Raw genomic sequence first — 24,683 nt, 5'->3', positions numbered from 1 at the left:
GTTTTTTGTCGGATACCGAACAAGATACCTGCCTTCAGATTGTGTCGCGGATATTCCACCGCAAACAGGGGAAAGGGTTCTATGAATAAGCAGGAACTGATTGAAGCCGTGGCTGCGTCCGCGGACCTGTCCAAGGCCGATGCGACTCGCGCCGTGGATTCCGTTGTCGACACCGTGACTCAGACTCTTAAAAAGGGTGATCAAGTCACGCTGGTCGGTTTCGGCACCTTCTCCGTCAAGGAGCGGGCTGCACGTACTGGCCGTAACCCGCAGACTGGTCAGACCATCCAGATCGCTGCCAGCAAGGTGCCGGGTTTCAAGGCTGGCAAAGCGCTCAAGGATGCGGTAAACTAAACGCTTTCCTTGAGGGTGCTTAGCTCAGTTGGGAGAGCATCGCCCTTACAAGGCGAGGGTCGGAGGTTCGAGCCCTCCAGCACCCACCAGTTAAGTCGGAGTGGTAGTTCAGTTGGTTAGAATACCGGCCTGTCACGCCGGGGGTCGCGGGTTCGAGTCCCGTCCACTCCGCCAAAACGAAAAAGGCGCCCCACGGGGCGCCTTTTTTTTGCTTATTATCCCCTGATACGGTCCCATACGCTTGGCCCACGGCCCGGTTGGTGGCATCCTAGTAGGCTTGGTTCGGGTGTTTCGGTTGCGGACGGCCCGGATCAAATCGTACAGAATGTCTGTCAAACTGCCAGGGGACCCCGGGCGTGTTCGGGGACGAACAAATCACGAAGAGATCTTATGCTTCAGTCCATCAGAGATAACATTACCGGCTGGATTGCCTGGGTGGTCGTCATCCTGCTCAGCATCCCCTTTGCCCTGTTCGGTATCAACAGCTACTTCGAAGGGCGCTTCTCCGATGCCGTGGCTCAGGTGGAAGGCGAGGAAATCGGTAATCGAGACTTCCAGAATCGCTATCAGAACCAGTATCAGCAGGTTCAGCAAATGTTCGGGGAGCAATTCGATCCGGACATGATTGACGAGAGTCAGCTGCGTCGCCAGGTGCTTGATCAGATGATTCAGGAAGAATTGCTGATTCATCGAGCCGAGGACCAGCGGTTGCGTGTATCGGAACAGGAAGTGGTCCAGCAGATTCGTTCCGTGGAAGCCTTCCATGAAGGCGGACAGTTCTCCATGGAGCGCTACCGTGCCTTATTGCGCGCACAGAACATGTCGCCAAGTGAACTCGAGCGCAATATTGAACGGGACCTGTTGGGTCAGCGCATCCAGAATGCCTTGGTGAATTCCTCCTTCGTGACTGGCCATGAAGTCGAGCGCATGGCGGCTTTGGAGAATCAGCGACGGGAATTCGAGGAGCTTCGGGTCTCTCTGGAAACCTTCCGGGATCAGGTGGCGGTTAGCGAGGAGGAAGTGGCCGATTATTATCAGGCCAACCAGGATCGCTTCATGACCCCCGAGGCTGTGGACTTGGACTACGTGAAGCTCTCCCTGGAAGATGTCCGTGATCGGATGGAAATTTCAGAGGATGAGGTTCGGGCGGCCTGGGAGCAAAGCCAGGAAGAGTATATGGAGGATGAGCGGCGTCTGAGTCGCCATATTCTGCTTTCCGTTGGCGAGGATGAAGAGGCGGTCCGCGAAGAGATTGAAGCACTTCGTGAGCGAATCCGGGACGGCGAGTCCTTTGAGGAACTGGCCAGCGAGTATTCGGAAGATTCCGTTTCCGCCGATGACGGTGGCAGCCTGGGATGGGTCTACCAGGATGATATGGTGGAGTCCGTGGATGAAGCTATTTTTGAGCTGGAGACCGGCGAAGTCAGTGAGCCTATTCGCAGTGAGTTCGGCTACCACCTGGTTCGTGTGGACGAGATTGATACACCCGAGCCCTTGCCCTATGAAGAAGTGCGGGATGAAATCCGTGCCGATCTTCAGGAGCAGGAGGCCGAACGCTACTATTTTGAACTTCGGGAAGAAATGGGCGAAGCCGCTTATGCAAATCCGGATGAGCTCAATGTTTTGGCTGATCTGCTGGACCTGGAAATCCGGACCGTGGAAGGGGTAACCCGGGATGAAGGACAGGGGATTGCCGAGAACCCACAGGTTCGCCAGGAGGCCTTCAGCGACATGGTGCTGGGGGATCGGATGAACAGTGATCCCATTGAGCTGGATGAGGATACCCTTGTGGTCATTCGCGTGGGTGTCCATCATGAACCGGAGCAACGTCCCCTGGAGGATGTGGCGGATGAGGTTCGTTCATTGTTGCGGGATGAAAAGGCACGGAATGAAGTGCGAAGCCTGGCTGAATCTCTGAAGGAAGAACTTGATGCAGACGCAGATCTGCAAACGCTCTTGGATCGGGACGATACCCCGACCGATGCCTTGCGTTACTCTGAGCGTCAATGGGTTTCCCGAAACCACGAAGGGCTGGACTCACAACTGGGCCAGCGCCTTTTCCGCATGGCGCTTCCCGATAATGGGCCTCGCCACGAAATGATTGAGCGGGGCGATGGAGACTGGTCATTGATTGCCCTGCATTCCGTGGATACTGATTCAGTGGAGTTGGCGGAAGATGAACGCCGGAGTCGTGCGGACGACGCCCGCAGTCAACTGTCCAATCTGGAGTTCATGACGTATGTTCAGGAACTGCGTCGTGTATCAGATGTGGAAGTGATGTTTGACGCGGACGATGAAGAAGAACTCTTCGAACAATAAAGTATTGCAGATAACGAGGCGCTGTCCTGTGCTGGATAGGACAAATCGGCGTTGATCGGATGTGGCCCCGGGTCTGGCACCATGCCGGACCCGGGGCCTTGTCTTTACCTGAGCTCCGATTCTCCAGTGTCGTATCGGGGCGGATGTCAGCCGAAGACGGGAGTACCGTATGCCCAAAATCAAGCTCCATTGGCAAATTCTGATTGCTATCGCCCTGGCCGTGGTGGCGGGTCTGATAACCGGTCACCCGGACGAGACTGCGCTGGGGGCGAGAGCGGTGGAGGTCTATGACTTCTTCGGCACGCTTTTCATCAGCGCTTTGTTGATGATCATCGTCCCCTTGATCGTTTCCTCTATCATCATTGGCATAGCCGGTATCGCCCGAGAGGGACGACTGGGTGCGCTGGGGGGCAAAACCCTGGGCTTTTATATCTTCACCGGCCTGGTAGCGGTGATTGTCGGTCTGGTTGCCGTGAACATGGCACGGCCTGGTTTCATCAATGGTGAACCGGCCGGTGATCAATTGGCTCTTGATCGCGGTGCGGAAGAGGTTGTCGATCAGGTGGAAGAGGGGGGTGCTGGAGAACTGGTGGATATTTTCCACCGCATGATTCCAGAGAACGTAATCCGCGCCGCCGCTGACAATGAGCTTTTGGGCCTGATTTTCTTTGCGCTGTTATTCGGTTTTTTCATGACCCGGGCGAAGAAGGAAAATGCCGACACCCTATATCGTTTTTGGGACGGCGTATTTGACGTCATGATGCGGATCACCTATCTGGTGATGTTGTTCGCCCCCATTGGTGTTTTCGGGCTGGTGGCAAAGGTTGCAGCTGAGACAGGGGTGGATGCGGCCGGACCACTGGCTATCTTTGCCTTGACGGTAGTGGCGGCCCTAGCGGCTCATGTGTTCATTGTGATGCCCATCATTATCCGGGTCATTACGGGCCATAACCCCTATCGTCTTTACATGGCCATGGGACCTGCCTTGCTCACCGCTTTCTCTACGGCCTCTTCCATGGCAACGCTACCTATAACCATGGATTGTGTTCGCAAGAATGTGGGTGTTTCACAGAAGACCAGTAGTTTTGTCCTGCCTCTGGGCGCCACTGTCAATATGAATGGCACGGCCTTGTATGAATGCGTAGCGGCCATTTTTATTGCCCAGGCCTATGGTCTGGATCTTACCTTCGGTGTGCAGTTCACCATCGTGGTGGCGGCATTGGTCACTTCCATTGGCGTAGCCGGTGTGCCCATGGCCTCCATGGTGGCCATTGGTATTATACTGACGGCCGTGGGGCTTCCCCTTGAGGCATTGGGTCTGTTGTTTGTCTTTGACCGGATCCTGGATATGCTGCGCACCGCCACCAACATTTATGGTGATGGTGTCTGTGCCCTGATCGTGGCCCATCTGGAAGGTGAGAAGGACCTTCTCCCCAAGTCCCAGGGTAACGTGAATATCTAAGCGCCAAGCTACAAGCCTCAAGCCACAAGAAAAAAAGCCGGGCCCTACGGGGCCCGGCTTTTTTGGTATTTAGCTTGCAGCTTGAGACTTGTAGCTTGCAGCTGGCGACTGAGGGCTCCGCCCTCAGTCGTCGTTCAGGGTCATCCCCATCATGCTGTAACCATTGTCCACATGCACAATTTCGCCGGTAATCCCGCTGGCTAGATCGGAGCAGAGGAAGGCGGCGGTGTTACCCACCTCTTCGGTGGTCACATTGCGGTTCAGGGGCGTGATTCGCTTGACATGATCGAGCATGCCACGGAAGCCACTGATGCCGGCTGCTGCCAAGGTCTTGATGGGGCCGGCGGAAATGGCGTTGACACGAATGCCTTCTGCACCCAGGTCAGCGGCCATGAAGCGCACATTCGCTTCCAAGCTGGCCTTGGCTACGCCCATGACATTGTAGTTGGGAATGGCCCGTTCGGCACCCAGATAGCTCATGGTGATCAGAGCACCCTGGCGACCTTCCATCATGGGGCGAGCCGCCTTGGCCAGGGCCGCAAAACTATAGGCGCTGATGTCGTGAGAAATGGCAAAGGCCTCGCGGGTGACGCTCTCCAGGTAACCACCCTGCAGGGATTCCCGGGGTGCGAAGGCTACGCTGTGGACCAGGACGTCCAGGCCATCCCAGGATTGGCCCAGTCCGTCGAAGACCGCCTGAATTTCATCGTCGCTGGTGACATCACAGGGGAAGCAGAGCTCAGAACCGAATGCGGCGGCCATTTTCTCCACCCGTGGTTTGAGCTTCTCATTCTGATAGGTGAACGCCAGTTCGGCGCCTTGTTCATGCATGGCCTGGGCGATGCCATAGGCGATGGAACGATTGCTGGCCAAGCCAACGATCAGGGCTTTTTTGCCTTTGAGAAATGCCATTTCCGTCTCCCCTTGAGCGAGATGTCTGAAAACAATACCGGGCCAAGGGCCCGATGAAAAACGAACAGGATACTTTTGAGCTTTCCTACCTCAACTGCCGGACGTATTGGTCACATCCACGATAATGGTGAGCTTTTGCCCTGGCTGCAGATAATCATCGGCCGACAGGCTATTCCAGCGCAGTAGGTCATTGACACTGACGCCGAAGCGACTGGCAATCCGTGCTAGAGAATCACCACTGCGGACTTGGTAGTTGACCTGCCGTTCCCGATCCGCCGGGCCGCTACGCAGCCGGTTACCAGCCTGGGCCAGCGCGGGGTCGTCTACCCAGACAGTCAATGATTGACCGACGCGCAGGGTGTCTCCGGGCGCCATGCCATTCCACTGGGCTAGTTGGCGCACATTCACATTATACTGCTGTGCGATGGACCAGAACGAATCGCCCGGCTGTACCTGATAGTTGACTCGTTCTCGGTTTCCCCGCTGAGTATTCTGTATACGTTCCAGTCGCTGGCTGACACTGCCGCTGTAGGCATCCGCCGAAGCCATAGCCTGGGGCACCAGCAAGTGATCCCCGGTCCGAATCACATTGTCCCGCAGCTCGTTCACGTCCTGGAGCATCTCCACGGTGATATTGTAGCGTCGGGCAATGACATTGAGGCTTTCCCCCGGCTGAATTTCGTGGCGGTGCCAGCTGATCCGCTCCTCCGGGTCCAGATCCGCCAATCCGGATTTCAGCGCCTTCTTTCGGTCGATAGGGACCACCAGGCGATGGGGGCCATCCGGGTCGGTGGCCCAGCGGTTGAAGCCGGCATTCAGGCGGTAGACTTCATCAATATCCATCTCCGCTAATTCGGCTGCCAGGGCCAGGTCCAGTTGCCCATCCAGTTCTACCACGGCAATTCTTGGTTCATTGTCGATGGGGCGTAGTGAAACGCCGTATTTCTCGGGATTTTCGATGACTTCGCGCAGCGCCATCATCTTGGGCACATAATGCATGGTTTCCCGGGGCAGGCGCAGGCTCCAGTAATCCAGGTCCCGACTCTGTTGACGGTTGCGGCGAATGGCGCGGGAAACATTGCCACCTCCAGCATTATAGGCTGCTAGGGCCAGCTCCCAGTCGCCGTCAAACCGTTCGGCCAGGTTTTCCATATAGGTCAGGGCCGCGTCCGTGGAAGCGATGAAATCCCGGCGGCCGTCGTACCACCAGTTCTGCTTGAGACCGAAATGACGCCCGGTAGAGGGGATGAATTGCCACATGCCGGCCGCCCGGCCATGGGAGTAGGCGAAAGGATCGTAGGCGCTTTCCACGATGGGCAGCAAGGCCAGTTCCGTGGGCAGGCCGCGCTCCTCAATCTCATCCAGGATATAGGCTAGGAAGGGTTCCGCCCGTGTGGCTACCCGGTCCATATAGGCCGGATTCCGCTCATGCCAGCGCAGCTGGGGCTCCACCCGGCTATTGACCACGCCTTCCATGCCCCAGCCTCGCCGAATCCGCTCCCAGACATCAGCAGGCTCACGCAACTCGCCATCCTCATCCAGCAGATGATCGGCATGGTCCTGCCAGTTCAGGTGGGCTGTGGTATCCAGAACGGGGGAGCTGGTATCCAGTTCCACGCCCGCGTACTCGCCCAGGCCCACATCCGGATCCCCATGCTCACTTTCATCACCCTCTTGCTGCCAGGGCAGGGCGGCGCAGCCAAGCAGGGCCACAGGGATGAGGGCCATCAGTCCGGCACGGAGCAGTGAATGTAAGGGACGGGCACAATCCATGGTGACTTGGGATGTCATGATAACTCGGTCTCGGGTTGAATCAGTCAGAATTGATCTTTCCACTGGCGAAGCGTTGCGAAGACGCCATCAGGCCGATGCAGTTCCTGGCCGGCCTTGCGGCTGGCACTGGCCTGGATCGCGGCCTCGCGGCAGCGGAGAAAGACGTTGTACTGCTTCTCCTCGCCCAGCATGGTGGGCAAGGTGGGCTGGTTCGCGGCCAGACGCTGTTCGGCTCGCTGGCGCAATTTATGTAGCCACGGGTTGTCCGGCTCGACCGCTTCGCAGAAAGCCAGATTCTTGAGTGTATATTCATGACCACAATACAGATAGGTCTTGTCCGGCAGGCCCGCCAGCTTGTCCAGTGATGCCAGCATCTGGGCAGCTTCTCCTTCGAACATGCGCCCACAGCCTCCAGCAAAGAGCGTATCTCCGCTCAGCAACAGACCATGGCCATGATAGGCGATATGGCCCAGGGTGTGTCCCGGAATGCCCAGGACCCGGAATGTGAGGCCCAGGTGGTCCAGAGACACCGTATCGCCATCCCGAAGGCCCTGGCTGCGGCAGGGAACCGGTTCCTCGGCGGGCCCGTAAACGGGGATGTCGTATACCGCCAGCAGGTCCTCAATGCCGTTGACATGGTCCCAGTGGCGATGGGTGATCAGGATAGCCTCGGGGGTGAGCCCGTGCTCGCACAGCTTCGCCTGAACCGGGGCCGCTTCTCCCGGGTCAACGATGGCCACCCGGCTGGGGTCCTCGCCGTGGATCAACCAGACGTAGTTGTCGCTGAGGGCGGAAACAGGGGTCACCTTATGCATGGCGCATATCCTACCGGGACTGCAGAAAAGGTCAACAAAAATAGGGCCTTGGCTAATCTCCTTGAGCCGCTGGAGTAAACCTCCCGCAAGCCGGCCACAAACGGTATGCTGGTAGACGAAATCGGGCGTCGGCTCGAGGGGGAAGTACAGGAGACCCGCTGGTGACGGTGCCATCGCGTGACATTGAAGACTGGTCCCACAGCCCCCTAGGGAGGGCCGCGCTGGCGTGTGAGCGCCGTATTACCGCCGCCCTGGCCGAGCGACTTTTCGGCGGGCGAATGCTACAACTGGGGCATTGGCCGGAAACCAGCGCCTTTTTGGAACAGTGCCGGGTCAACCACTGCCTCCTGGCCAGCCCCCGGGCGCCGGCAGACCTGCTTTGTCGCCTTCAAGCCCTGCCCGTGGAAAGCGGTAGTATGGAAGTGGTCTTTATGCCCCATACCTTGGCATTCTGTGATGACCCGCACGGGGTGATTCGGGAGGCAGAGCGAGTGCTGGCGCCGGGCGGCCATCTCCTGCTGCTGGGGTTCAGCCCCTATAGCTTTTGGGGCTTGAGAGCGCTACTGAGACGGGCTCCCTTCGCAGATCGAACCGAATTGCTGGCCGAGCGCCGCATCGGTGACTGGATGGCGTTGATGGGCCTGGAACTTCTGACCCTGGAGCGTTATCTCTACCGGCCGCCCTTGAACATCGATCTGCTGCTGCGCCGAGGCCGTTGGCTGGAGCATTGGGGGCATTCCATGATCCCTGGGCCCTGGCCTTCTGCGGCGTATGCGGCGCTACTGCAGAAGCGGGATTTGGCCGGGAATGTGATTCGTCCGCGATGGGAGCAGCGCCGAAATCTGGGCCCGGCTGCGGTACCGGACAGCTTTCAAGGGGGCGCTCGATCCCGCCGCTTGTAGTACCCTGTGCGCTTTCTCGGGGAGATAAACAGGAGATAGTAGCTTGGCGGAGAAAGCGGTCATTGTGCATACCGATGGAGCTTGTCGAGGCAATCCCGGCCCGGGTGGCTGGGGCGCCGTGCTGGAATGGGACGGACACTGCCGGGAATTGAAGGGCGGTGAAGCCGAAACCACCAATAATCGCATGGAGCTAAAGGCCGCCATCGAAGCACTGGCTGCCTTGAAGCGGCGCTGTCGGGTGGAGCTTTACACGGATTCGGAATATGTCCGCCAGGGCATCACTCAGTGGATGGACAACTGGAAGGCCCGGGGCTGGAAGACCGCCAACCGTAAGCCGGTGAAGAATCGTGAGCTCTGGGAAGCCCTGGATGCGCAATGCCAACGCCATACCGTGAACTGGCACTGGGTCAAGGGGCACGATGGCAACCCCGGCAATGAGCGGGCCGATGAACTGGCCAATCTGGGCATTGATGAGATGCTGGCTTGAAAAATATTGCAGGAGTCACGGCTTATGACGCGTCAGATCGTACTGGATACGGAAACCACCGGCCTTGAAACCAGCGATGGGCATCGGGTCATTGAGATTGGCTGTGTGGAGATGATCAATCGCCGCTTGACCGGTCGTAATTTCCACCAGTACCTGAATCCAGACCGCCAGGTGGATGCCGGGGCAGTGGAGGTTCACGGTCTCAGCAATGACTTCCTGGAAGACAAGCCCCGCTTCGAGGAAGTGGTGGATGACTTCATCGACTATATCCACGGCGCGGAACTGGTTATCCACAATGCCCCCTTCGATGTGGGCTTTCTGGACAACGAACTTAAGCTGCTGCGCCGTGATCAACGCATCGAGGGATGCTGCAGTGTGCTGGATACCCTGGTCATGGCCCGGCGCATGCATCCGGGCCAGCGCAATAGCCTGGACGCCCTCTGCAAGCGCTATGAAGTAGACAATTCCAACCGCGATCTGCACGGCGCCTTGCTGGATGCGGAGATTCTTGCGGATGTCTATCTGGCCATGACCGGTGGTCAGAAGACCTTGCTGTTGGACGGAGAGGAAGACAAGACCGATGGGGCCGAATCTCGCCACAGCCGGATTCGACGGGTCAAGCGGGAAGGCATGCAGCTGCGGGTGCTTCAGGCTTCCGAGGAAGAGCGCCGGGTCCATGATGAGCGAATGCGTGCTATAAATGAAAAAAGCGGCGGCGCCGTCTGGTTACAGGAGGCGGAACAGTATGAGCATTCCTGAGCAACAGCCCGAAGCGGTGATGTACAAGGGCTTTACCATACGCCCGTGGACGCCGGCAGATCGGGAGGCATCGCTCTCCGTGTTGGGCCGGGTGCTGCGTGAATACGGCCTGAATTTTGAACCCGAAGAGGCCGACCGGGACGTGGTGGATGTGCAAGGCCACTACTGGGATATCGGCGGCGAGTTCTGGGTCATCGAAGAGCAGGGCGAACTGCTGGGTACCGCCGCCTTTTATCCCCTGGAAGGGCGGCCGGAGGTGGCCGAGATTCGCAAAATGTATCTGCTACCCCGCGCCCGCGGCCAGGGCCTTGGCCGCTGGCTGCTCCGCTTCCTGGAGGACCGGGCTCGGGAGCGAGGCTACAGCCATGCCCGCCTGGAAACTGCTGCCGTCCTCAAAGAAGCCATTGCCCTCTACGAGTCCGCCGGCTATACCTCCGCTCCCGACGCCGTCGCCACCCGTCGCTGCGACCGTGTCCTTATCAAACTTCTCCGCTAAACAGGTCCCTTCCTCGACGGCCGGACCACAAGTCACCATAATGACTGCTTTGGAACCATTTTGGTCCGACAAAGGCTCGTATGAAAACACCGAAGCGATTGCAGTCACTGATGGACGACGGTTTGATCAATGAAGTCGTTAATGAATTGAAAAGCGGCAAGGAGGCTCAGGTTTATGTGGTGCGCTGCGGTGACGAGCTCCGTTGTGCCAAAGTCTTCAGGGAGGCCAATAAGCGTGGCTTCAAGCAGGCGGTCCAATACCAGGAAGGGCGCAAGGTCCGTAACAGTCGACGTGCCAGGGCAATGGCCAAGCGAACCCGCTATGGTCAGAAAGAGCAGGAAGCCGCTTGGCTGAATGCCGAGGTGGATGCCTTGTACAAATTGTCGGACGCCGGGGTTCGCGTGCCTCGGCCCATGGGTTTTGTGGATGGTGTCCTGTTAATGGAACTGGTCGGAGATGGCGAGGGCAATGTGGCGCCGCGGCTTGATGACATGACGCTTTCCCCTGAGCAGGCAAGGGCTTTCCATGCTCGGATGATTTCGGAAGTGGTGCGAATGCTGGATGCCGGCCTTATTCACGGTGATCTTTCTGAATTCAATGTGCTGGTGGGGCCGGATGGACCAGTGATCATCGACTTGCCACAGGCGGTGAACGCGGCACACAACAACAGCGCGGCCATGATGTTGATTCGGGATGTGGACAATATGCGCCGCTATTTTGGCCGCTTTGCCCCGGAGCTTCTGGACACCGAATATGGTCTTGAGATCTGGTCCCTTTATGCCGCCGGCTTGCTGAGCTTGGACGCTGAGTTGAGCGGCCGCTTTGATCGAGACAGGGCCTCGGTGGACATGGGCGACTTGCTGGCGGTAATCGAAGCCTCCCGGGAAGAAGAACAGGAACGCCTGGAACGGGAGCAAGCCTGGCGGGACGGCGACATCTGAATAATCCTTCGATCGTCGATGACGACCATAAAAAACGGGGCCCTTTGGGCCCCGTTTTTTTGCGCTTGGCTCGCAGCTTACAAGTAATAGATCAACAGGGAGGCGGCCAGCAATACCGCTACCCAAAGCACCATGCTCCCCGTTGGCCAGGTTCGTGCCAGGGTGCCCTGGGGGCCATGGTGGCGGGAGGCGGCCTCCACGATCCGCTCCAGGGGCCAGCGCAGGCCGGCCAGGAAGGCATGCCAGGCCACGGTGCCGTGCTGATGAACAAAGCGCACAGCCACCGGCGCCGCCTTGCGGTAGACCCAGTCGGTATCGATGGTGATCTTGTCCTTGGGGGCCATGTACTTCAGCCCCACGAAGAACACCAGGCCCACGAAGAGCAGCAGCTGCAGTTCCCAGAGCAGATGGCCCGTGGTATAGGCGTTGTACTCCACCGGCTGATAGGGGAGGAACTGGTATAGCCATTCCGGCCGCACGCCGATGTAGATACAGAAGAAGGCGGCAATGCCCATGGCCACCAGCATATTGGTGGGCGCTTCCTTTGGCCGCAGGCCGCTGTCTTTACCCATGAAGGCGAACCAGGGCAGCTTGAGACCCACACTCAGGAAGGTACCGGCGGAGGCCAGGGAAAGCATCAGCCAGATGATGGCCATGTGGTTCTCGGCATAGGCTTCCAGAATCATGGTCTTGCTGACAAAACCACTGGTGAGCGGGAAGGCCGAGATGGAGAAAGCCGCAATCATGTAGAAGATAAAGGTCAGGGGCATGTAGCGGTAGAGCCCGCCCAACTGAGTTAGCTTGGCCCGACCGGTCATGTAGATGATGGCGCCGGCCCCCATGAACAGCAGCGCCTTATAGAGAATATGGGCGAAGGCGTGGGCGGCGGAGCCGTTCAGGGCCATGGCCGTGCCCAGGCCGATGCCCGCCACCATGTAACCCACCTGACTGACGATGTGGTAGGCCAGCAGGCGGCGGATGTTGTTGGCCAGCACCGCGTAGGTCACGCCCCAGATGGTCATGATTGCACCCATCCAGATCAGGGCTTCGGTTTCCGGATAGCCCCGCATCAGGGTGTAGACCGCTGTCTTGGTGGTAAACGCGCTCAAAAAGACCGCCCCGGTGACCGTGGCTTCCGGATAGGCATCGGTGAGCCAGGCATGCAAGGGCGGAACTGCCGCGTTCACCATGAAACCGACAAGAATCAGCCAGAAGGCGGCGCCCTCCACATCGATGCGCTCAAAGGCCAAGCTGCCGGTCTGGTTGAAATACAGCACGATACCGGCCAGCAGCAGCACACCGCTGACGGCGTGGACCAGCAGGTATCGGAAACCGGAGGCAAAGGAGATGGGATTGCGGTTACGCCAGATCAGCCACACCGAGGAGAGCAGCATGAGCTCCCAGAAGATATAAAGGGTGAGCAGATCCCCGGCGAAAACCACGCCCACGGCGGAGCCGGCGTAGATGAAGCCGGCCATGTGCTGGACATTGTCCTTTACATGCAGAGCATAAATGGTGCCGATCATGGCCATGATGGCGAAGACATAGGCAAAGACCAGGCTCAGCTGATCCGCGCGACCCATGACCATGTCCATGTTCAGGAACTGGAAGCTGGCATAGGTCCCCGGGACGGTGCTGAACACCGCCACCATGAACAGGGCGGCCAGAACCAAGCGGTAGACCTGCTGTACCGTCCCCCGGAAGGCGGGGATCAGCAGCGCCCCCAGGATCAAGATCAGGGAGGGGTGCAGCCACGCCAAGCCGGGCCAGTTAATGCTGAACAGCTCATGCATGGTTGTTTTCCTCCCTGTTCAGCGTGTCCTTTTCTTCATCTTCGGCACGGGGATCGCCGCTCATCTCCCGGCCTTTCAATTCCTCGTCGTAATAGTCTTCCGAGCGATAGACCAGGCCGAAACCCAGGCCCTTGGCCAGAAGGATCAAAATCAGGGAAGCGACGATGCCGAAAAAGGCACCAAAGCCACCCCAGGTCTCCCACACAAAGCGGTCATAGGCCGAGGGCAGGATCAGGTCTATGATCACCAGGGTGAGCATGAAGCCCAGGGTTGCCCATTTGAGCACCGCCCCGTGTCGTACCAGCATGTCCAAAAGCTTTACGATCATGTCAGGTCTCGCAGTTTGGTTCGATCATCCGGCAAACATGCCGGCGAGCATGGCCCGCAGCGGATCCGCGGCAAAGAATAGCGCCACACAGCCCAGAGCCGTAATGGAAAGCGGAACCACGCAGAACAGTGGTGCCTCCTTGATGCCGCCCTTGTAGCCGTCGGTGGGGGGCAGCATGAAGGCCCGCACCACCGGCGTCAGCAGGTAGGCGATGTTGAGCAGGGTGCTGATCATGAACACGAAGATCATCAGCACCTGTCCGGCATCGGCGGCGCCGATGACCAGATGCCACTTGCTCCACAGGCCACCCATGGGCGGCGCCCCGATGACGCAGAGGGCCCCCAGCAAGAAGGCGCCCATGGTGAAGGGCATGCGCCGTCCAATCCCGTCCATTTCGCTGATATTGGTCTTCTTGCTGGCCACATAGATGGCGCCGGCACAGAAGAACAGCGTGATCTTGCCGAAGGCATGCATGGCAATATGCATGCCGCCGCCGATGGCCGCCAGTTCAACCGCCAGCATGGCGCCCAGGGTGATGTAGGACAGCTGGCTGACGGTGGAGTAGGCCAGCCGGGCCTTGAGGTTGTCCTTCTGCAGGGCAACGGTGGATGCCGCCAGCAAGGAGAAGGCGGCGATATACATGATCACTTCCGTGGTCCAGAGATTGGACAGGTAGTCCAGGCCAAAGAGGTAGGTGGCCACCTTGAGAACGGTGAACACCCCGGCCTTCACCACCGCCACGGCGTGCAGCAGGGCGGACACCGGAGTGGGCGCTACCATGGCCGAGGGTAGCCAGCGGTGGAAGGGCATCAGGGCTGCCTTACCAATGCCGTACATGTACAGCACCAGCAGCAGGGCACCCATGCCATGACCCACATGGCCTTCCATGATGCCGCCGTCGGTGAAATCCAGAGTGCCGGTCATCCACCAGGTCGCGATGATGGCCACCAGCTGGAAGCCGATGGAGGTCCCCAACAGCAGACCGATATAGGTCCGCGCCCCCATCTTGGCCGCCTGGTTCTGCTTGTGTGCCACCAGGGGATAGGTGGAGATGGTGAGGATTTCGTAGAAGATGAACAGGGTGAACATGTTCTGGGCAAAGGCAATGCCCACCGCCGCGAACAGGGCCACCGCAAAACAGGCGTGAAAGCGGGTGTGATTGGCCTCACCCGCGCCCCGCATATAGCCGATGGCGTAAATGGAGGTGATGATCCACAGACCGGAGGCCACCAGGCCGAAGAGCATGCCCAGGGGCTCTACCTCGAAAGCAATGCGCAGGCCGGGGAAAAGCTCAAACAGGGTAACGCCGGGCCGACCGCCGGCCAGCACTTCCGGCAGGACCTGCAGGACCATGGTGAACATGACTACAGCGGTGGCCACCATGATGGTATCGCGCAGGTTGGGCCAGCGGCCGGTCAGGGCGATCAGCACCACGCCCAGGGCCGGGACGGCCAGGGCAAGCTGAATGGCCAGCGCGGGATCCAGGAACACGACCTGATTCACAGGTAACCTCCCATCAGGGTTTCAGCAGCACGGGTGGCCATATCCACCGGCAGAGATGTTTCGATACCAAAGTAGAGACAGGCCAGGGTCAGTGCCCAGGTGGGCAGCAGCAGGCTCGGCGGTGCTTCCCGCACGGGCTGGACACCCTCCGCGGGTTCCTTGAGATAGGCCGCCTCCACCACTTTCCAGATGTAGATGGTGGCCAGCAGGGACGTGCCCAGCAGGAACACCGCCACCGGCCACAGGCCGCCTTCCAGGGCCGCCAGCAGCAGATGCCACTTGGTAACAAAGCCCGCGGTCAGGGGGATGCCGATCAGGGACAGGCCGGCCAGCGCGAAGGCCGCCATGGTCCAGGGCATTTGCTTGGCAATGCCGCTCATGCGGTCCAGGGACACACTGCCCACCCGATAGATGATGCAGGCCAAAGCCATAAACAGAGCAGCCTTGGTGATGGCATGGTTAAACAGGTGAACCACAGAGGCCATCAAGCCCAGGGTGCTGGCAAAGCTGATGCCCAGGATCATATAGCCCACCTGGGCCACACTGGAGTAGGCCAGCATGCGCTTGATGTTGGTTTGAAAAATGGCAACGATCGACGGAATCAGGATGCCCAGCAATGCCAGAGGCATCAGCACATAGCCCATGTTCAGCTCTTCAAAGCTGAACTCGTAGCCGAAGACGCTGAAGATGAAGCGCAGCAATACATAGATGGCCACTTTGGTTGCCGTCGCCGACAGGAACACGGTGATCATGGACGGCGCATAGGTATAGGCGTTGGGCAGCCACAAGTGCAGCGGGAACAGGGCCAGTTTGAGGGAAATCCCCACGGCCAGGAAGGCGAAAGCAGCCCGGATGGTGGCGGTGTCGTTCACCTCCGGCAGGCGCTCACCCAGGTCAATCAGGTTCAGCGTCCCGGTCATGATGTACATGAAGCCAATGCCGATAAGCAGGAAGGTGGTGCCCACCGTCCCCATCACCAGATACTGATAGGACGACATCACCGCCCGCCGGTCCTTGCCCATGGCAATCAAGGCATAGGAGGCCAGGGCCGAAATCTCAAAGAACACAAAGATGTTGAAGGCATCGCCGGTGATGGTGATACCCAGCAGACCGCAATTGGCCAGCAGGAAAGCGGCATAGAAGAGGCCATGCTTAGTCTTGTCGACTTCCTGCTCCACGCTGCGCAGGGCAAAGGGCATGGAGATGGCGCCCATCAGGGAAATGATGAGCAGCACGAAGATATTGGCTGAATCGACGTAATACTCAATCCCCACCGGCGGCATCCAGCCACCCATGTGGTAGGAAATGGGGCCGGTGGCCAGTATTTGCTGGGCCAGGAGGATGGCAACCCCCAGGGTCAGCCAGGTCACCAGCGTGGTGGCGGCCCAGGCCAGACGCGGTGTTCGCGCCATCAGCATCACGATGGGTGCGGCCAGCATGGGCAGCACCACCTGCAGAGCAGGTAGATGTTGGATGAGAAGGTCCATTAGTGTTTCCCGTCCTGTTCGTGAATCTCGTCTTCCTCGATGGAGCCATACAGTTCATGGACCCGAACCACCAGGGCCAGGCCCATGGCGGTCAGCGCAACGCCGACCACAATGGCGGTGAGGATGAGCACGTGGGGCAGGGGATTGGAGTAGTCGGTGACGCCCTCCACATAGACCGGGGCCGTCCCGCCATCCAGTTTTGCCAGGCTGATGAAGAAAATGAAGACCGAGGTTTGGAAGATATTCAGACCCACGATCTTCTTCACCAGATTGCCCTGGGCGATGACGATGTAGAAACCCACCATCATCAGGACAACCACAACCCAGTAGTTATAAAGGCCAAGCCATTCCATCAGTCACGCTCCCGGCCTGCAAATGAGTAGAACAGTGTCAGGGCCACCGTGGCCACGGTGATGCCCACGCCCAGTTCGATGCCGATGATGCCGAAGGTCTCCCCGGCATGGTCATCGGGCAGCAGAACCTTGTATTCCAGGAAATTGCCTCCCAGGAAGAAGGAGGCAATGCCGATGACGATGTACAGCAGCACGCCCAAGGCAGCGAAGACATGCGCCACTTCCGGGGAGATGGCGTCCTGGGCCTTGTCCAGCCCGTAAATCAGGCTGTAAATGACAAAACCGGCGGCAAAGATGATGCCCGCCTGAAAACCGCCACCCGGGCTGTACTCGCCATGGAACTGAATATAGAGACCGTACAGCAGGATCACCGGGATCATCAGCTTGGTGACGACCCGAAGCACCACATACTGGTTCATGATTGTGCCTCCCCGCTGTCAGTCTTTTCCTTGCGCCGACGACGCACAGCACCACTGCCCAGCACCAGTAGCACGCCCACCGCGGCGGCATAGATCACCACGGCCTCACCCAGGGTATCGATACCCCGATAACTGGCCAGAACGGAGGTCACCATATTGGGAATGCCGATCTCGTCCACCGATTCCTGGGTGAAATGGGGCGAGAGATGGGTGTGGGCCGGCGCTTCCGGGTCCCCGAAGTGGGGCATGTCCAGGGTGCCGTAGATGAGTGCGGCGCCGGTGATGAATACCACCACCAGGGCCAGGGCATTCTGGGGCTTCCGGTGCACCTTCTCCTTGCTGGTGGTCAGGGCCAGGGTACCCAGCATCAGGATGATCATGATGCCCGCGCCCACGGCGGCCTCGGTCAGGGCCACGTCCACCGCATCCAGGACGACGAACAGGGAGGCCGCCAGCAGGCTGTAGATCCCCGTGAGCATGGTGACTGCGAAAAGATCACGGATCTTCACAATGGCAATGGCCACCATGGCCAGAAAGGCCAGCAGAATAATGTCGATTAACGTTTCGATGACGCACCCCCTTTCCCGGGCTGCCAGGGATCCAGCTTGCTGTGACGGGCCGCCTTGGCCAGGGCATGGCTGGCGGTGGGCGCCGTGAACAGCAGAAAGAGCAGAGTGAACAGTAGCTTGGCGGCCACCGGGATGGTGTCAGCCTGGAGCATCAGCCCGACCAGAATCAGGATGGAGCAGAGGCTGTCGGTAATGCCGGCGGCCTGAATCCGGGAGTAGAAATCCGGAAAACGAATCAGGCCCACGCCGCCAATCAACAGGAGCAGGGAGCCGACAGCCAGCATGGTGCCGCTGATTAGATTGATGAACAGTTCCATCAGCTGTCTTCCCCCTCATGCTTGTCGGTGGACTGCCCGGCAAAGCTGCCGTACTCGAAAAACTTGAGTACGGCCACGATGCCGATGAAATTGATCAGGGCGTAGACAATAGCGATGTCGATGAACTCGGGCCGCCCCACAATAAAGCCGATCACGGCAATGATGAGGACCGTCTTGGTACCGAATACGTTGACCGCCAGGATCCGATCGTAGGTGTCGGGGCCGATAAAGGCGCGTACCAGGGCAAGCCCCATGGTGACGAGAATAGCCAGCGCCGCACCGATAAAGGCAAATTCCATTATGCGTCCCCCTCAAATTCAGTGGCCCGACGGTCCATCTCACCATTCTTTACGCCCTGTTCGATTTCTTCGGTCAGGGCATAGAACCAGATCTCATTGTCCCGCACATGTACGGTGACCGTGCCGGGGGTGAGGGTGATGGAGTTGGCGAAGATGGTGCGGCCAAGGGCGCTTTTCTGACTGGCCTTGACCCGGGCCATCCTCGGGTTGATGCTTTTCTCTCCGGCCAGCACATGACGCGCGACGACCAGATTGGACTTGGTGATCTCCACCAGCAGCCAGGCCCAGTACTTGAGCGAGGGCAGCAACAGGTGCAGGGGATGGCCTTCGCGATCCACGATCTTCATCCGGGCTGCCAGGTAAACCGTGAGCAGGACCGATATCGCACCCAGCGGCACGATGATGGGATGTGTCCACATGCCGGAGAAGAGAAGCCAGATGATGGCCAGAATGACAGCCAGGCTGACGGTGTACTTCAGCACGATCAGCTCCTTGAAGCAGCGGGATGTCGCGGAACGATTCCGCGAACCGGGATGCATCGCAAAATGCGAGGCGGCAGTTTACCGAGACGGCCAATTCGGGGCAAGTCCCTGCAATTTGGGAACATTTATGCGCAATCCGCGTATATATAATAAGTGTCGCGGTTATTCACTCGGGCCATGCCTGACCATTGTCGGGGGCACAAATATGCGCGATTATCGCCGACTTTGGCACGGTTCCCGTGTCGATGAAGAAAACAGGAGCGTATTTTGACGGTAAAGCGAGCCCCCAGTCTGATCGCCCGCCTCAGGGGCGTGGTGGGAATGATCCGTTTCTCCGGCGGTCAGGTAGTCGAAACCCGTGGCTGGGTTCCCGCGGCACTGTTGGCCGGGTGCCGGGATATTGCCCGGCTTCACCGCGTGCAAAGTGGTCGGGTAGAGGTTATGGGGCGGGGTCGGCGTCAATACCTGAATTTCAGCCGGGATCTGCCCGAAGGTACCCGCCAGGCAATCTCCAATTGCTGGACGCCACCGCCCGGGGATGGTGGCGGCGGTGGCGCCCGCGCAGCTGGATAGGAGCCCTCAAAGGAAGGTGAGCAGGAGGCCGGCCGGTGATTTGCTGAAGGCCGTGACCATCAATTGTAGGAAGGTCAGCACGGCAAGCCAGAAAAACCCCCAGCGCATGGCCGGCCTCTGACTCCGGAAAGCCACCACACCGAAGCCGATGTAACAGACCAGCAGGGCGAACTTGCTCAGCATCCAGGGTTGAGTCAGGAAAACCCAGCTGGTGGCGGCCAACAGGGCAATGCCGCTGAGCAGCAGAAAGGTATCCACTACATGGGGAAGAATTCTGGCTAGCTTGTGCTGGGGTTTCTCGCCGGTGACCAGCAACCATCCGCCGCGGGCCAGGAAACCAAGAATGCTGAGTAGTGCCAGGCTCATGTGCAAATGCTTCAATCCTGCTTCCATTGCTTGTCCTCAAGTTGTTCACAAGGTGGGTGGTTGGATGGCGCACAGTGTGGCATAGCCGGGCATCGGTGTGTGGGGCAGGCCCCACCGGAAAGTGATCTCTGGATGGTTGATTCGGACTACTGTGGCGAATTGGCAACAATGGCCAATCTTTCGCCATTCCAAACGGATGGGGAGAGAGCGCCTGCTTCTCGAGGTTTTCCACAGGGTGATCCACAGAAAATGGGGAAGAAAAACAGGACCGGGGTTTAAGCCGCCCGAAAGACCCAGTGGTTAAAAAATCGCCAATCCAAATGAGGAGTGGTCAGGAATGCCGTTTGCGGCATCTATTCACAGACTTATCCACAGATTTTGTGGAAGACTTACAAGGTGAATATTTCCCGAATTTGACGGTCGGTATCACCCGAGTTGGGTGGAGATGCTTTATAACTACTTGAATGAAATAAATAAATGGTGGTGTTTTGAGGGCGGTTGAATCGATTGTGGGAGATTGGCTGGGCGTCTTTTGAAATCGTTTATGTAAAGTCCGGAAAAAACAGCTGATTTCTCCACAAGCCGGGTTTTCAGCCTTGGCTTACCCATTTTGTCAACAGTTTGAGCGTTGAAAATCCGGCCGAATGCATCATTTACTGAGGGTAGCGGGCATATACCTCAGTCCCTCCTTCAGCATCGAATTTCACCACTTCGTAGGGGTCCTGCCGGTCGCCCATTTCCATGCCGGGGGAACCCACTGGCATGCCGGGGACGGCTAGCCCCAGGGCATCAGGGCGTTCTTGCAACAGGCGCTCAACCTGCTCGATCGGCACATGACCCTCAATGACGTAGCCGTCCACGAAAGTGGTGTGGCAGGAACCCAGCCCATGGGGCAGGCCGGCCTCGGCCTTTTTCCCGTTCAGCTCACGGTGACTAACGTCCCGGGCCGTTACCGGAAATCCGGCTTGCTCGGCATGATCCGCCCACAGGCTGCAGCAGCCACATTCAGGCGTCTTGTAAACCGTCATCTCCGGCAGGGTTGAGCCGTCCGTTTCTTCGCCACTGGACGACCAGACCATGGCGGCCAGCGCTGCCAGCACCGTCAATGCAATCAAGGGAATCAGCAATTTCCAATTCATGATGTTTGCCTCTCCGGGGCAAGGGCATGCTTTCTTGCTTCAGACGCTGCGCCGTCCGTCAGGTTCCACAGCAATGTTGATCAATCCAGTACGAAAACCGCCTCTACCTGGGCCGAAATCGTGATGGGCTCGGGTTCAAAACTCACCGAGGCGTCCTCCTGATCCGTCATCTGATGGGCCCGCAAGCCGGGCCCGGCAGGCCCGGCAAGACGGACATCCTTCAGGCGTCCCACTTCACGGTCGTCCCCAAGCGCCAGGGCCTGAGCCTGAGCGCGGGCATTTTCCACCGCTTCGCCCAGCAGGGTCTGGCGACGGCTGTCCCGGTCTTCCAGGCCCGGTTGAATGCGCCGCATTTGCGTCATCTCCGTCACCAATACCTCGCGGATGAGCCGTCCCATGTCCTGATCGGCATCCGCTCGCAGGCGAACTTCGCGGGACAGTCGCAGGCCGGTGATGATCCGGCGTTGTTCGTCGGCATCATAATGGCTCTCCTGCCGCAATTGCACTTCCCAGGCCCGAATATCGTCTTCTTCCAGTCCGTGGTTCTGGGCTACGCGCATCAGCGCATCTAGATTGCTTTCCAGTTCCTCGCTGAGTGCTGCGCGATCATCGCCGCGTACTTCCAGCAGCAGATGTAAATCGTAGTAGTCGGGCATGAAATCCCGTTCTGCGGTTCCAGAAACCGATACGGTGTCCGGATCGTCGCTGCAAGCCATGAGCAGTGCAGCGGCTGCCACCAGGACCATCCATTTGGGCTCACGCATTGTCCATCCTCCCTTCAGGCGATTGTTGAAACCGTTTTCAGGCAAGCAATCGGCATTATGGCACGACTGCACTGGAATTCGACGCATAGGGAGCATTTGCGTGAGGATGAATCGACATATCAGGCCAAGCTAAGGTGGTCGCAAGCAGTTAGCCCTGGTGCACTGAGTTTATTTCGGGTGGGTCAGGGACGCCACCACCCGTCTTCATGGCGTCCGGCCTGGCGCAGGCTCTCCAGGCCGAACTCAAGAACAGCGGCAATCAGCAGCATGCCGACCAATAGCAATACGGCAGGGTGTTCCAATGTGCTCAGCCCCAACCAATCCAGTAGCAGGAAAATGCCCAGGCCGGCGAGCGACAGGACAATCAGGGCGATGAAGGTGATACGCAGCCGTCGAACGGTTCGGTCGCTAAGGCGAAAAAAATCCAGTGACATGATGGCCCTTCATTGGCGTGAGATAAATCATCGGTAGGGGCGAAACCATTTGGGTCTTTGCGGTCTGAGCCCCATGCCGCCCAGCACGATAAACAGCAGCCCCAGCAGGATGACCACGATCCCCCAGATATCGGCTTCCTCCATCAGGCCAAGAATCCCCGTGTAAATCAGGACGGCGGCAACGGAAAAGCTGCACAGTACCAGCAGACCCACCAGCGGCCAGGGCATGGGGGAGTGGCGGATGGAGCCGTTGCTGCGCATGGCATAGCCTTTCTCGGCCCGGCATTTGGGACAGACCACAACACCGGCTTCAATGGGGGTGTCGCAGTAGGGGCAGTGTTCCATGGGATCAGAATAGCCTTTTCGGGATGTGGGCAAGTCATTGTGTCTGCCTGCCCGGAAGGGATCAAGCGAGGTCTTCATGATAAGCTCCAATTCATGATTTATCGATCAATCTCCGGGGGGAGTCAATGCGTATATCCATCACAATCACGGCCCTATTGTTGTCTTCCTTCGCCGTTGCGGGGGAACAACCCTGCGAAGACGGTACGGCAGGGCCTTATCCCTGTAGCCGGGTGGATTTGGCCGCCTTTATGCCGATTGAAGAGATCGGTGGCGAAGGGCAGAGCCTGAATGATGTCTGGGGCTGGACCGATCCGGATTCGGGCCGTGAATTTGCCCTCGTGGGCCGTTCCGGTGGAACCAGCTTCGTGGAGGTCAGCGATCCGGCCAGTCCGGTTTATCTGGGGGATCTGCCCACCCGCAGCCTGACCACCCACCGGCCCGGTGAGCCACGCCTGGCCATGCAGAAGACAGAACAACCGGTTCATGGTCGGGATGCACGGCTGTTTTGCCACGACGACTGCGATGCCCCCGGAGGCGCTTGGCGCGATGCCAAGGTTTACCAACACTATGCTCTGATCGTCAGTGAAGAAGCAGGTCATGGCTTGCAGATATTTGATCTTACCCGCCTATTGGATGTGGAGTCGGGCGCTCCCGAAACCTTTGATGAAGATGCCCATTATGATGGCTTTGGCAACGCCCACAATCTCGAGCTCAACAGCGAGACGGGTATGGCCTATGCCGTGGGGACCAGCAATGCTGATGCCCGGCACAACTACAATGGCGGGCCGCATTTCGTGGATGTGTCGGACCCGCTGATGCCCAGTCATGCAGGGGGGTACGGTGGGGATGGTTATACCCATGATGCCCAGTGCGTGATCTATCAAGGCCCGGATGAAGGCTTTCAGGGGGATGAAATCTGCTTTAACAGCAATGAAGATTCATTGACGCTGGTTAATGTGAGTGACCATGATTCACCCCAGCTAATCAGTCGAAGCGACTATCCCCGGGTCGGTTATACCCACCAGGGTTGGCTGAGTGAAGATCATCGCTGGTTCTATCTCAATGATGAGACCGCTGATCTCAACGATAATAGCCGCACCCGTACATTGGTGTTCGATGTGGCGGAACTGGCGGCCCCCGAACTGGCCTATGAGTACTACAGCCCGGATCTTGCCATTGCCCATAATAACTATGTCCGTGGCGATTACCTTTATCAGAGCAACTACACCAGCGGACTCCGGATTCTGGATGTCAGTACGCCGGATCGACCCGTGGAAGCGGCGTATCTGGATACCCAGCCCGATAGCGAAGAGCACACCTTTCGTGGCACTTGGAGTAACTATCCCTGGTTTGAGAGCGGCACGGTGGTGTTCACTGATATTGAGGACGGTCTGTTCGTTGTACGACCCCGCTTGCCTGAAGACAGTGACGATGGTGCGGACCTTTCAGTCAGCGGCATGATTGAGTCCCATGGCTCGAATGGGCAGGATTTTGCCCTGAGTACCCGGATAACGGTTGAGAACCTGGGGCCGGAAGATGCATCGGGGGTGGAGTTCGTGGCCAGTTTGCCTGCCAGTGGAGAACTGGCTGTTACGGGCGAGCAGCCAGGGGCGTGTGACAGCAGCGAGCGGGTACTGCGATGTCGCTATGGCACGTTGGCCACGGGGGCGTCCTTTGTGGTGGACCTGACAGCAGAAGCAGACGAGGCAGTGGATGAGGGTTTGATCGTATGGGCGGTTTCCGATCAGCATGATCCGGATACTGCGAATAACCGTCAGGTGCTGCCCCGGGATGGCCAGGCCAGTCAGCCCATTGCCAGTTTCCGTTATGACTGTCATGACTTGTCCTGTGAATTCGATGCTTCGGATTCAAAGGGCGGGACAACAGGTATTGAATCGCTGTCTTGGAGCTTTGGTGACGGCAGCACGGGCGAGGGTGAGCAAATCAGCCATGAATATCCCCAGGGTGGGGAATACACCGTCACCCTGACTGTGAACAATGAAGCCGATGAGAATGCGGAGACCAGCCGCACGGTGAGTGTCTCTGCACCGGCCCGTGATTCGGCCGACAGCTCATCTTCGAGCTTTGGCTGCAGTATCAGCCAGAGGGGCCCGCTTGCCGGACAAACAAAAGTGGTTGATCGCTTTGATCCCTTACTGGCCGCCATGCTGTTGCTGGCGGTAGCCGGGCTACTGGGCGGCCGACGACGGGTCGGATAAAGACTGACTGTTGTTCAGGGCGATTTCACGACAATCCCTGTCGCCTTATTCGGTATCCTGTGCGCCGACGATC

At 58.5% G+C, this 24,683-nt stretch carries 28 protein-coding genes and 2 tRNA genes; 12 read left to right on the top strand and 18 right to left on the bottom strand.

Features of this window, described 5'->3' with window-relative positions:
• Positions 1 to 81: 81 nt before the first annotated feature.
• The 5 genes from hbs (at position 82) to J2T60_RS05290 (ending at position 4,135) form a co-directional block, all read left to right on the top strand.
• The gene (gene hbs / locus J2T60_RS05310; RefSeq protein WP_253446396.1) at positions 82 to 354 is read left to right on the top strand and encodes a non-specific DNA-binding protein Hbs; all 273 of its coding nucleotides are present in this window, start codon (positions 82 to 84) and stop codon (positions 352 to 354) included.
• Between the two features lie 13 nt (positions 355 to 367).
• Positions 368 to 443 (top strand) — tRNA-Val (locus J2T60_RS05305).
• Between the two features lie 8 nt (positions 444 to 451).
• Positions 452 to 528: transfer RNA gene (locus J2T60_RS05300), tRNA-Asp, on the top strand.
• Between the two features lie 216 nt (positions 529 to 744).
• Positions 745 to 2,673 carry a SurA N-terminal domain-containing protein gene (locus J2T60_RS05295; protein WP_253446393.1) on the top strand — a complete coding sequence of 643 codons (1,929 nt, stop codon included), beginning with the start codon at positions 745 to 747 and terminating at the stop codon, positions 2,671 to 2,673.
• Between the two features lie 169 nt (positions 2,674 to 2,842).
• Positions 2,843 to 4,135: a dicarboxylate/amino acid:cation symporter gene (locus J2T60_RS05290; RefSeq protein WP_253446389.1), complete on the top strand. Its 1,293-nt coding sequence runs from the start codon at positions 2,843 to 2,845 to the stop codon at positions 4,133 to 4,135.
• A 123-nt stretch (positions 4,136 to 4,258) separates the two neighbouring features.
• On the opposite strand, the gene J2T60_RS05285 is transcribed toward J2T60_RS05290, so the two are convergent.
• The 3 genes from J2T60_RS05285 to gloB form a co-directional block, all read right to left on the bottom strand.
• On the bottom strand, positions 4,259 to 5,047 hold the full coding sequence (locus J2T60_RS05285; protein WP_253446386.1) for an enoyl-ACP reductase FabI: 789 nt from the start codon (positions 5,045 to 5,047) through the stop codon (positions 4,259 to 4,261).
• A gap of 90 nt (positions 5,048 to 5,137) precedes the next feature.
• Positions 5,138 to 6,838: a LysM peptidoglycan-binding domain-containing protein gene (locus J2T60_RS05280; RefSeq protein ID WP_253446383.1), complete on the bottom strand. Its 1,701-nt coding sequence runs from the start codon at positions 6,836 to 6,838 to the stop codon at positions 5,138 to 5,140.
• Positions 6,839 to 6,864: 26 nt separating this feature from the next.
• Positions 6,865 to 7,635, bottom strand: coding sequence for a hydroxyacylglutathione hydrolase (gene gloB, locus J2T60_RS05275; protein ID WP_253446381.1), 771 nt, complete (start codon positions 7,633 to 7,635; stop codon positions 6,865 to 6,867).
• A 161-nt stretch (positions 7,636 to 7,796) separates the two neighbouring features.
• On the opposite strand from gloB, the gene J2T60_RS05270 reads away from it, so the two are divergent.
• The 5 genes from J2T60_RS05270 (at position 7,797) to J2T60_RS05250 (ending at position 11,220) form a co-directional block, all read left to right on the top strand.
• Complete coding sequence (locus J2T60_RS05270; protein ID WP_253446379.1) at positions 7,797 to 8,537, top strand: class I SAM-dependent methyltransferase; 741 nt, start codon at positions 7,797 to 7,799, stop codon at positions 8,535 to 8,537.
• Between the two features lie 43 nt (positions 8,538 to 8,580).
• Positions 8,581 to 9,024, top strand: a complete 444-nt coding sequence (rnhA, locus tag J2T60_RS05265; protein WP_253446376.1) for a ribonuclease HI — start codon at positions 8,581 to 8,583, stop codon at positions 9,022 to 9,024.
• 24 nt (positions 9,025 to 9,048) lie between these two features.
• A complete protein-coding gene (dnaQ, locus tag J2T60_RS05260; protein WP_253446373.1) occupies positions 9,049 to 9,783 on the top strand; it encodes a DNA polymerase III subunit epsilon in 735 nt (244 codons plus the stop codon).
• Positions 9,770 to 10,279, top strand: a complete 510-nt coding sequence (locus J2T60_RS05255; RefSeq protein ID WP_253446370.1) for a GNAT family N-acetyltransferase — start codon at positions 9,770 to 9,772, stop codon at positions 10,277 to 10,279. Before dnaQ ends, J2T60_RS05255 begins: the two co-directional genes overlap by 14 nt.
• An 80-nt stretch (positions 10,280 to 10,359) precedes the next feature.
• The gene (locus J2T60_RS05250; protein ID WP_253446367.1) at positions 10,360 to 11,220 is read left to right on the top strand and encodes a PA4780 family RIO1-like protein kinase; all 861 of its coding nucleotides are present in this window, start codon (positions 10,360 to 10,362) and stop codon (positions 11,218 to 11,220) included.
• A 77-nt stretch (positions 11,221 to 11,297) separates the two neighbouring features.
• Here the strand turns inward: J2T60_RS05250 and J2T60_RS05245 are convergent, their stop codons facing one another.
• The 10 genes from J2T60_RS05245 to J2T60_RS05200 are packed head-to-tail and all read right to left on the bottom strand — an operon-like array spanning position 11,298 to position 18,770.
• Complete coding sequence (locus J2T60_RS05245) at positions 11,298 to 13,013, bottom strand: Na(+)/H(+) antiporter subunit D (protein ID WP_253446364.1); 1,716 nt, start codon at positions 13,011 to 13,013, stop codon at positions 11,298 to 11,300.
• Complete coding sequence (locus J2T60_RS05240; protein ID WP_253446361.1) at positions 13,006 to 13,341, bottom strand: hypothetical protein; 336 nt, start codon at positions 13,339 to 13,341, stop codon at positions 13,006 to 13,008. Before J2T60_RS05240 ends, J2T60_RS05245 begins: the two co-directional genes overlap by 8 nt.
• A 24-nt stretch (positions 13,342 to 13,365) precedes the next feature.
• A complete protein-coding gene (locus J2T60_RS05235) occupies positions 13,366 to 14,844 on the bottom strand; it encodes a proton-conducting transporter transmembrane domain-containing protein (protein WP_253446358.1) in 1,479 nt (492 codons plus the stop codon).
• Positions 14,841 to 16,331, bottom strand: coding sequence for a monovalent cation/H+ antiporter subunit D family protein (locus J2T60_RS05230; protein ID WP_253446355.1), 1,491 nt, complete (start codon positions 16,329 to 16,331; stop codon positions 14,841 to 14,843). Before J2T60_RS05230 ends, J2T60_RS05235 begins: the two co-directional genes overlap by 4 nt.
• Positions 16,331 to 16,684: a cation:proton antiporter subunit C gene (locus tag J2T60_RS05225; RefSeq protein WP_253446353.1), complete on the bottom strand. Its 354-nt coding sequence runs from the start codon at positions 16,682 to 16,684 to the stop codon at positions 16,331 to 16,333. Before J2T60_RS05225 ends, J2T60_RS05230 begins: the two co-directional genes overlap by 1 nt.
• Positions 16,684 to 17,103, bottom strand: coding sequence for a Na(+)/H(+) antiporter subunit B (locus tag J2T60_RS05220; RefSeq protein WP_253446350.1), 420 nt, complete (start codon positions 17,101 to 17,103; stop codon positions 16,684 to 16,686). The genes J2T60_RS05225 and J2T60_RS05220 overlap by 1 nt, the downstream gene beginning before the upstream one ends.
• The gene (locus J2T60_RS05215; RefSeq protein ID WP_253446347.1) at positions 17,100 to 17,630 is read right to left on the bottom strand and encodes a DUF4040 domain-containing protein; all 531 of its coding nucleotides are present in this window, start codon (positions 17,628 to 17,630) and stop codon (positions 17,100 to 17,102) included. The genes J2T60_RS05220 and J2T60_RS05215 overlap by 4 nt, the downstream gene beginning before the upstream one ends.
• Positions 17,631 to 17,659: 29 nt before the next feature.
• Positions 17,660 to 17,989, bottom strand: coding sequence for a monovalent cation/H(+) antiporter subunit G (gene mnhG, locus J2T60_RS05210; protein ID WP_253446344.1), 330 nt, complete (start codon positions 17,987 to 17,989; stop codon positions 17,660 to 17,662).
• The gene (locus tag J2T60_RS05205) at positions 17,989 to 18,288 is read right to left on the bottom strand and encodes an MrpF/PhaF family protein (protein WP_253446341.1); all 300 of its coding nucleotides are present in this window, start codon (positions 18,286 to 18,288) and stop codon (positions 17,989 to 17,991) included. The genes mnhG and J2T60_RS05205 overlap by 1 nt, the downstream gene beginning before the upstream one ends.
• Positions 18,288 to 18,770, bottom strand: a complete 483-nt coding sequence (locus J2T60_RS05200) for a Na+/H+ antiporter subunit E (RefSeq protein ID WP_253446338.1) — start codon at positions 18,768 to 18,770, stop codon at positions 18,288 to 18,290. Before J2T60_RS05200 ends, J2T60_RS05205 begins: the two co-directional genes overlap by 1 nt.
• Positions 18,771 to 19,037: 267 nt before the next feature.
• On the opposite strand from J2T60_RS05200, the gene J2T60_RS05195 reads away from it, so the two are divergent.
• Positions 19,038 to 19,343: a DUF3634 family protein gene (locus J2T60_RS05195; protein WP_253446335.1), complete on the top strand. Its 306-nt coding sequence runs from the start codon at positions 19,038 to 19,040 to the stop codon at positions 19,341 to 19,343.
• A gap of 6 nt (positions 19,344 to 19,349) precedes the next feature.
• Here the strand turns inward: J2T60_RS05195 and J2T60_RS05190 are convergent, their stop codons facing one another.
• The 5 genes from J2T60_RS05190 to J2T60_RS05170 form a co-directional block, all read right to left on the bottom strand.
• Entirely contained in the window at positions 19,350 to 19,736 is a 387-nt protein-coding gene (locus J2T60_RS05190) for a SirB2 family protein (RefSeq protein ID WP_253446332.1), read from the bottom strand.
• Between the two features lie 626 nt (positions 19,737 to 20,362).
• Positions 20,363 to 20,848, bottom strand: coding sequence for a DUF411 domain-containing protein (locus tag J2T60_RS05185; protein ID WP_253446329.1), 486 nt, complete (start codon positions 20,846 to 20,848; stop codon positions 20,363 to 20,365).
• 80 nt (positions 20,849 to 20,928) lie between these two features.
• A complete protein-coding gene (locus J2T60_RS05180) occupies positions 20,929 to 21,612 on the bottom strand; it encodes an SIMPL domain-containing protein (RefSeq protein ID WP_253446326.1) in 684 nt (227 codons plus the stop codon).
• Between the two features lie 182 nt (positions 21,613 to 21,794).
• Positions 21,795 to 22,046: a hypothetical protein gene (locus J2T60_RS05175; protein WP_253446323.1), complete on the bottom strand. Its 252-nt coding sequence runs from the start codon at positions 22,044 to 22,046 to the stop codon at positions 21,795 to 21,797.
• Between the two features lie 27 nt (positions 22,047 to 22,073).
• A complete protein-coding gene (locus tag J2T60_RS05170; protein WP_253446320.1) occupies positions 22,074 to 22,469 on the bottom strand; it encodes a zinc ribbon domain-containing protein in 396 nt (131 codons plus the stop codon).
• Between the two features lie 47 nt (positions 22,470 to 22,516).
• On the opposite strand from J2T60_RS05170, the gene J2T60_RS05165 reads away from it, so the two are divergent.
• Complete coding sequence (locus J2T60_RS05165; protein ID WP_253446317.1) at positions 22,517 to 24,610, top strand: choice-of-anchor B family protein; 2,094 nt, start codon at positions 22,517 to 22,519, stop codon at positions 24,608 to 24,610.
• Positions 24,611 to 24,683 lie beyond the last annotated feature (73 nt).

Origin of the sequence: Natronospira proteinivora, from assembly GCF_024170465.1 — a bacterium.
GTDB lineage: Bacteria > Pseudomonadota > Gammaproteobacteria > Natronospirales > Natronospiraceae > Natronospira > Natronospira proteinivora.
This window is presented reverse-complemented; position numbering and strand designations above follow the sequence as displayed.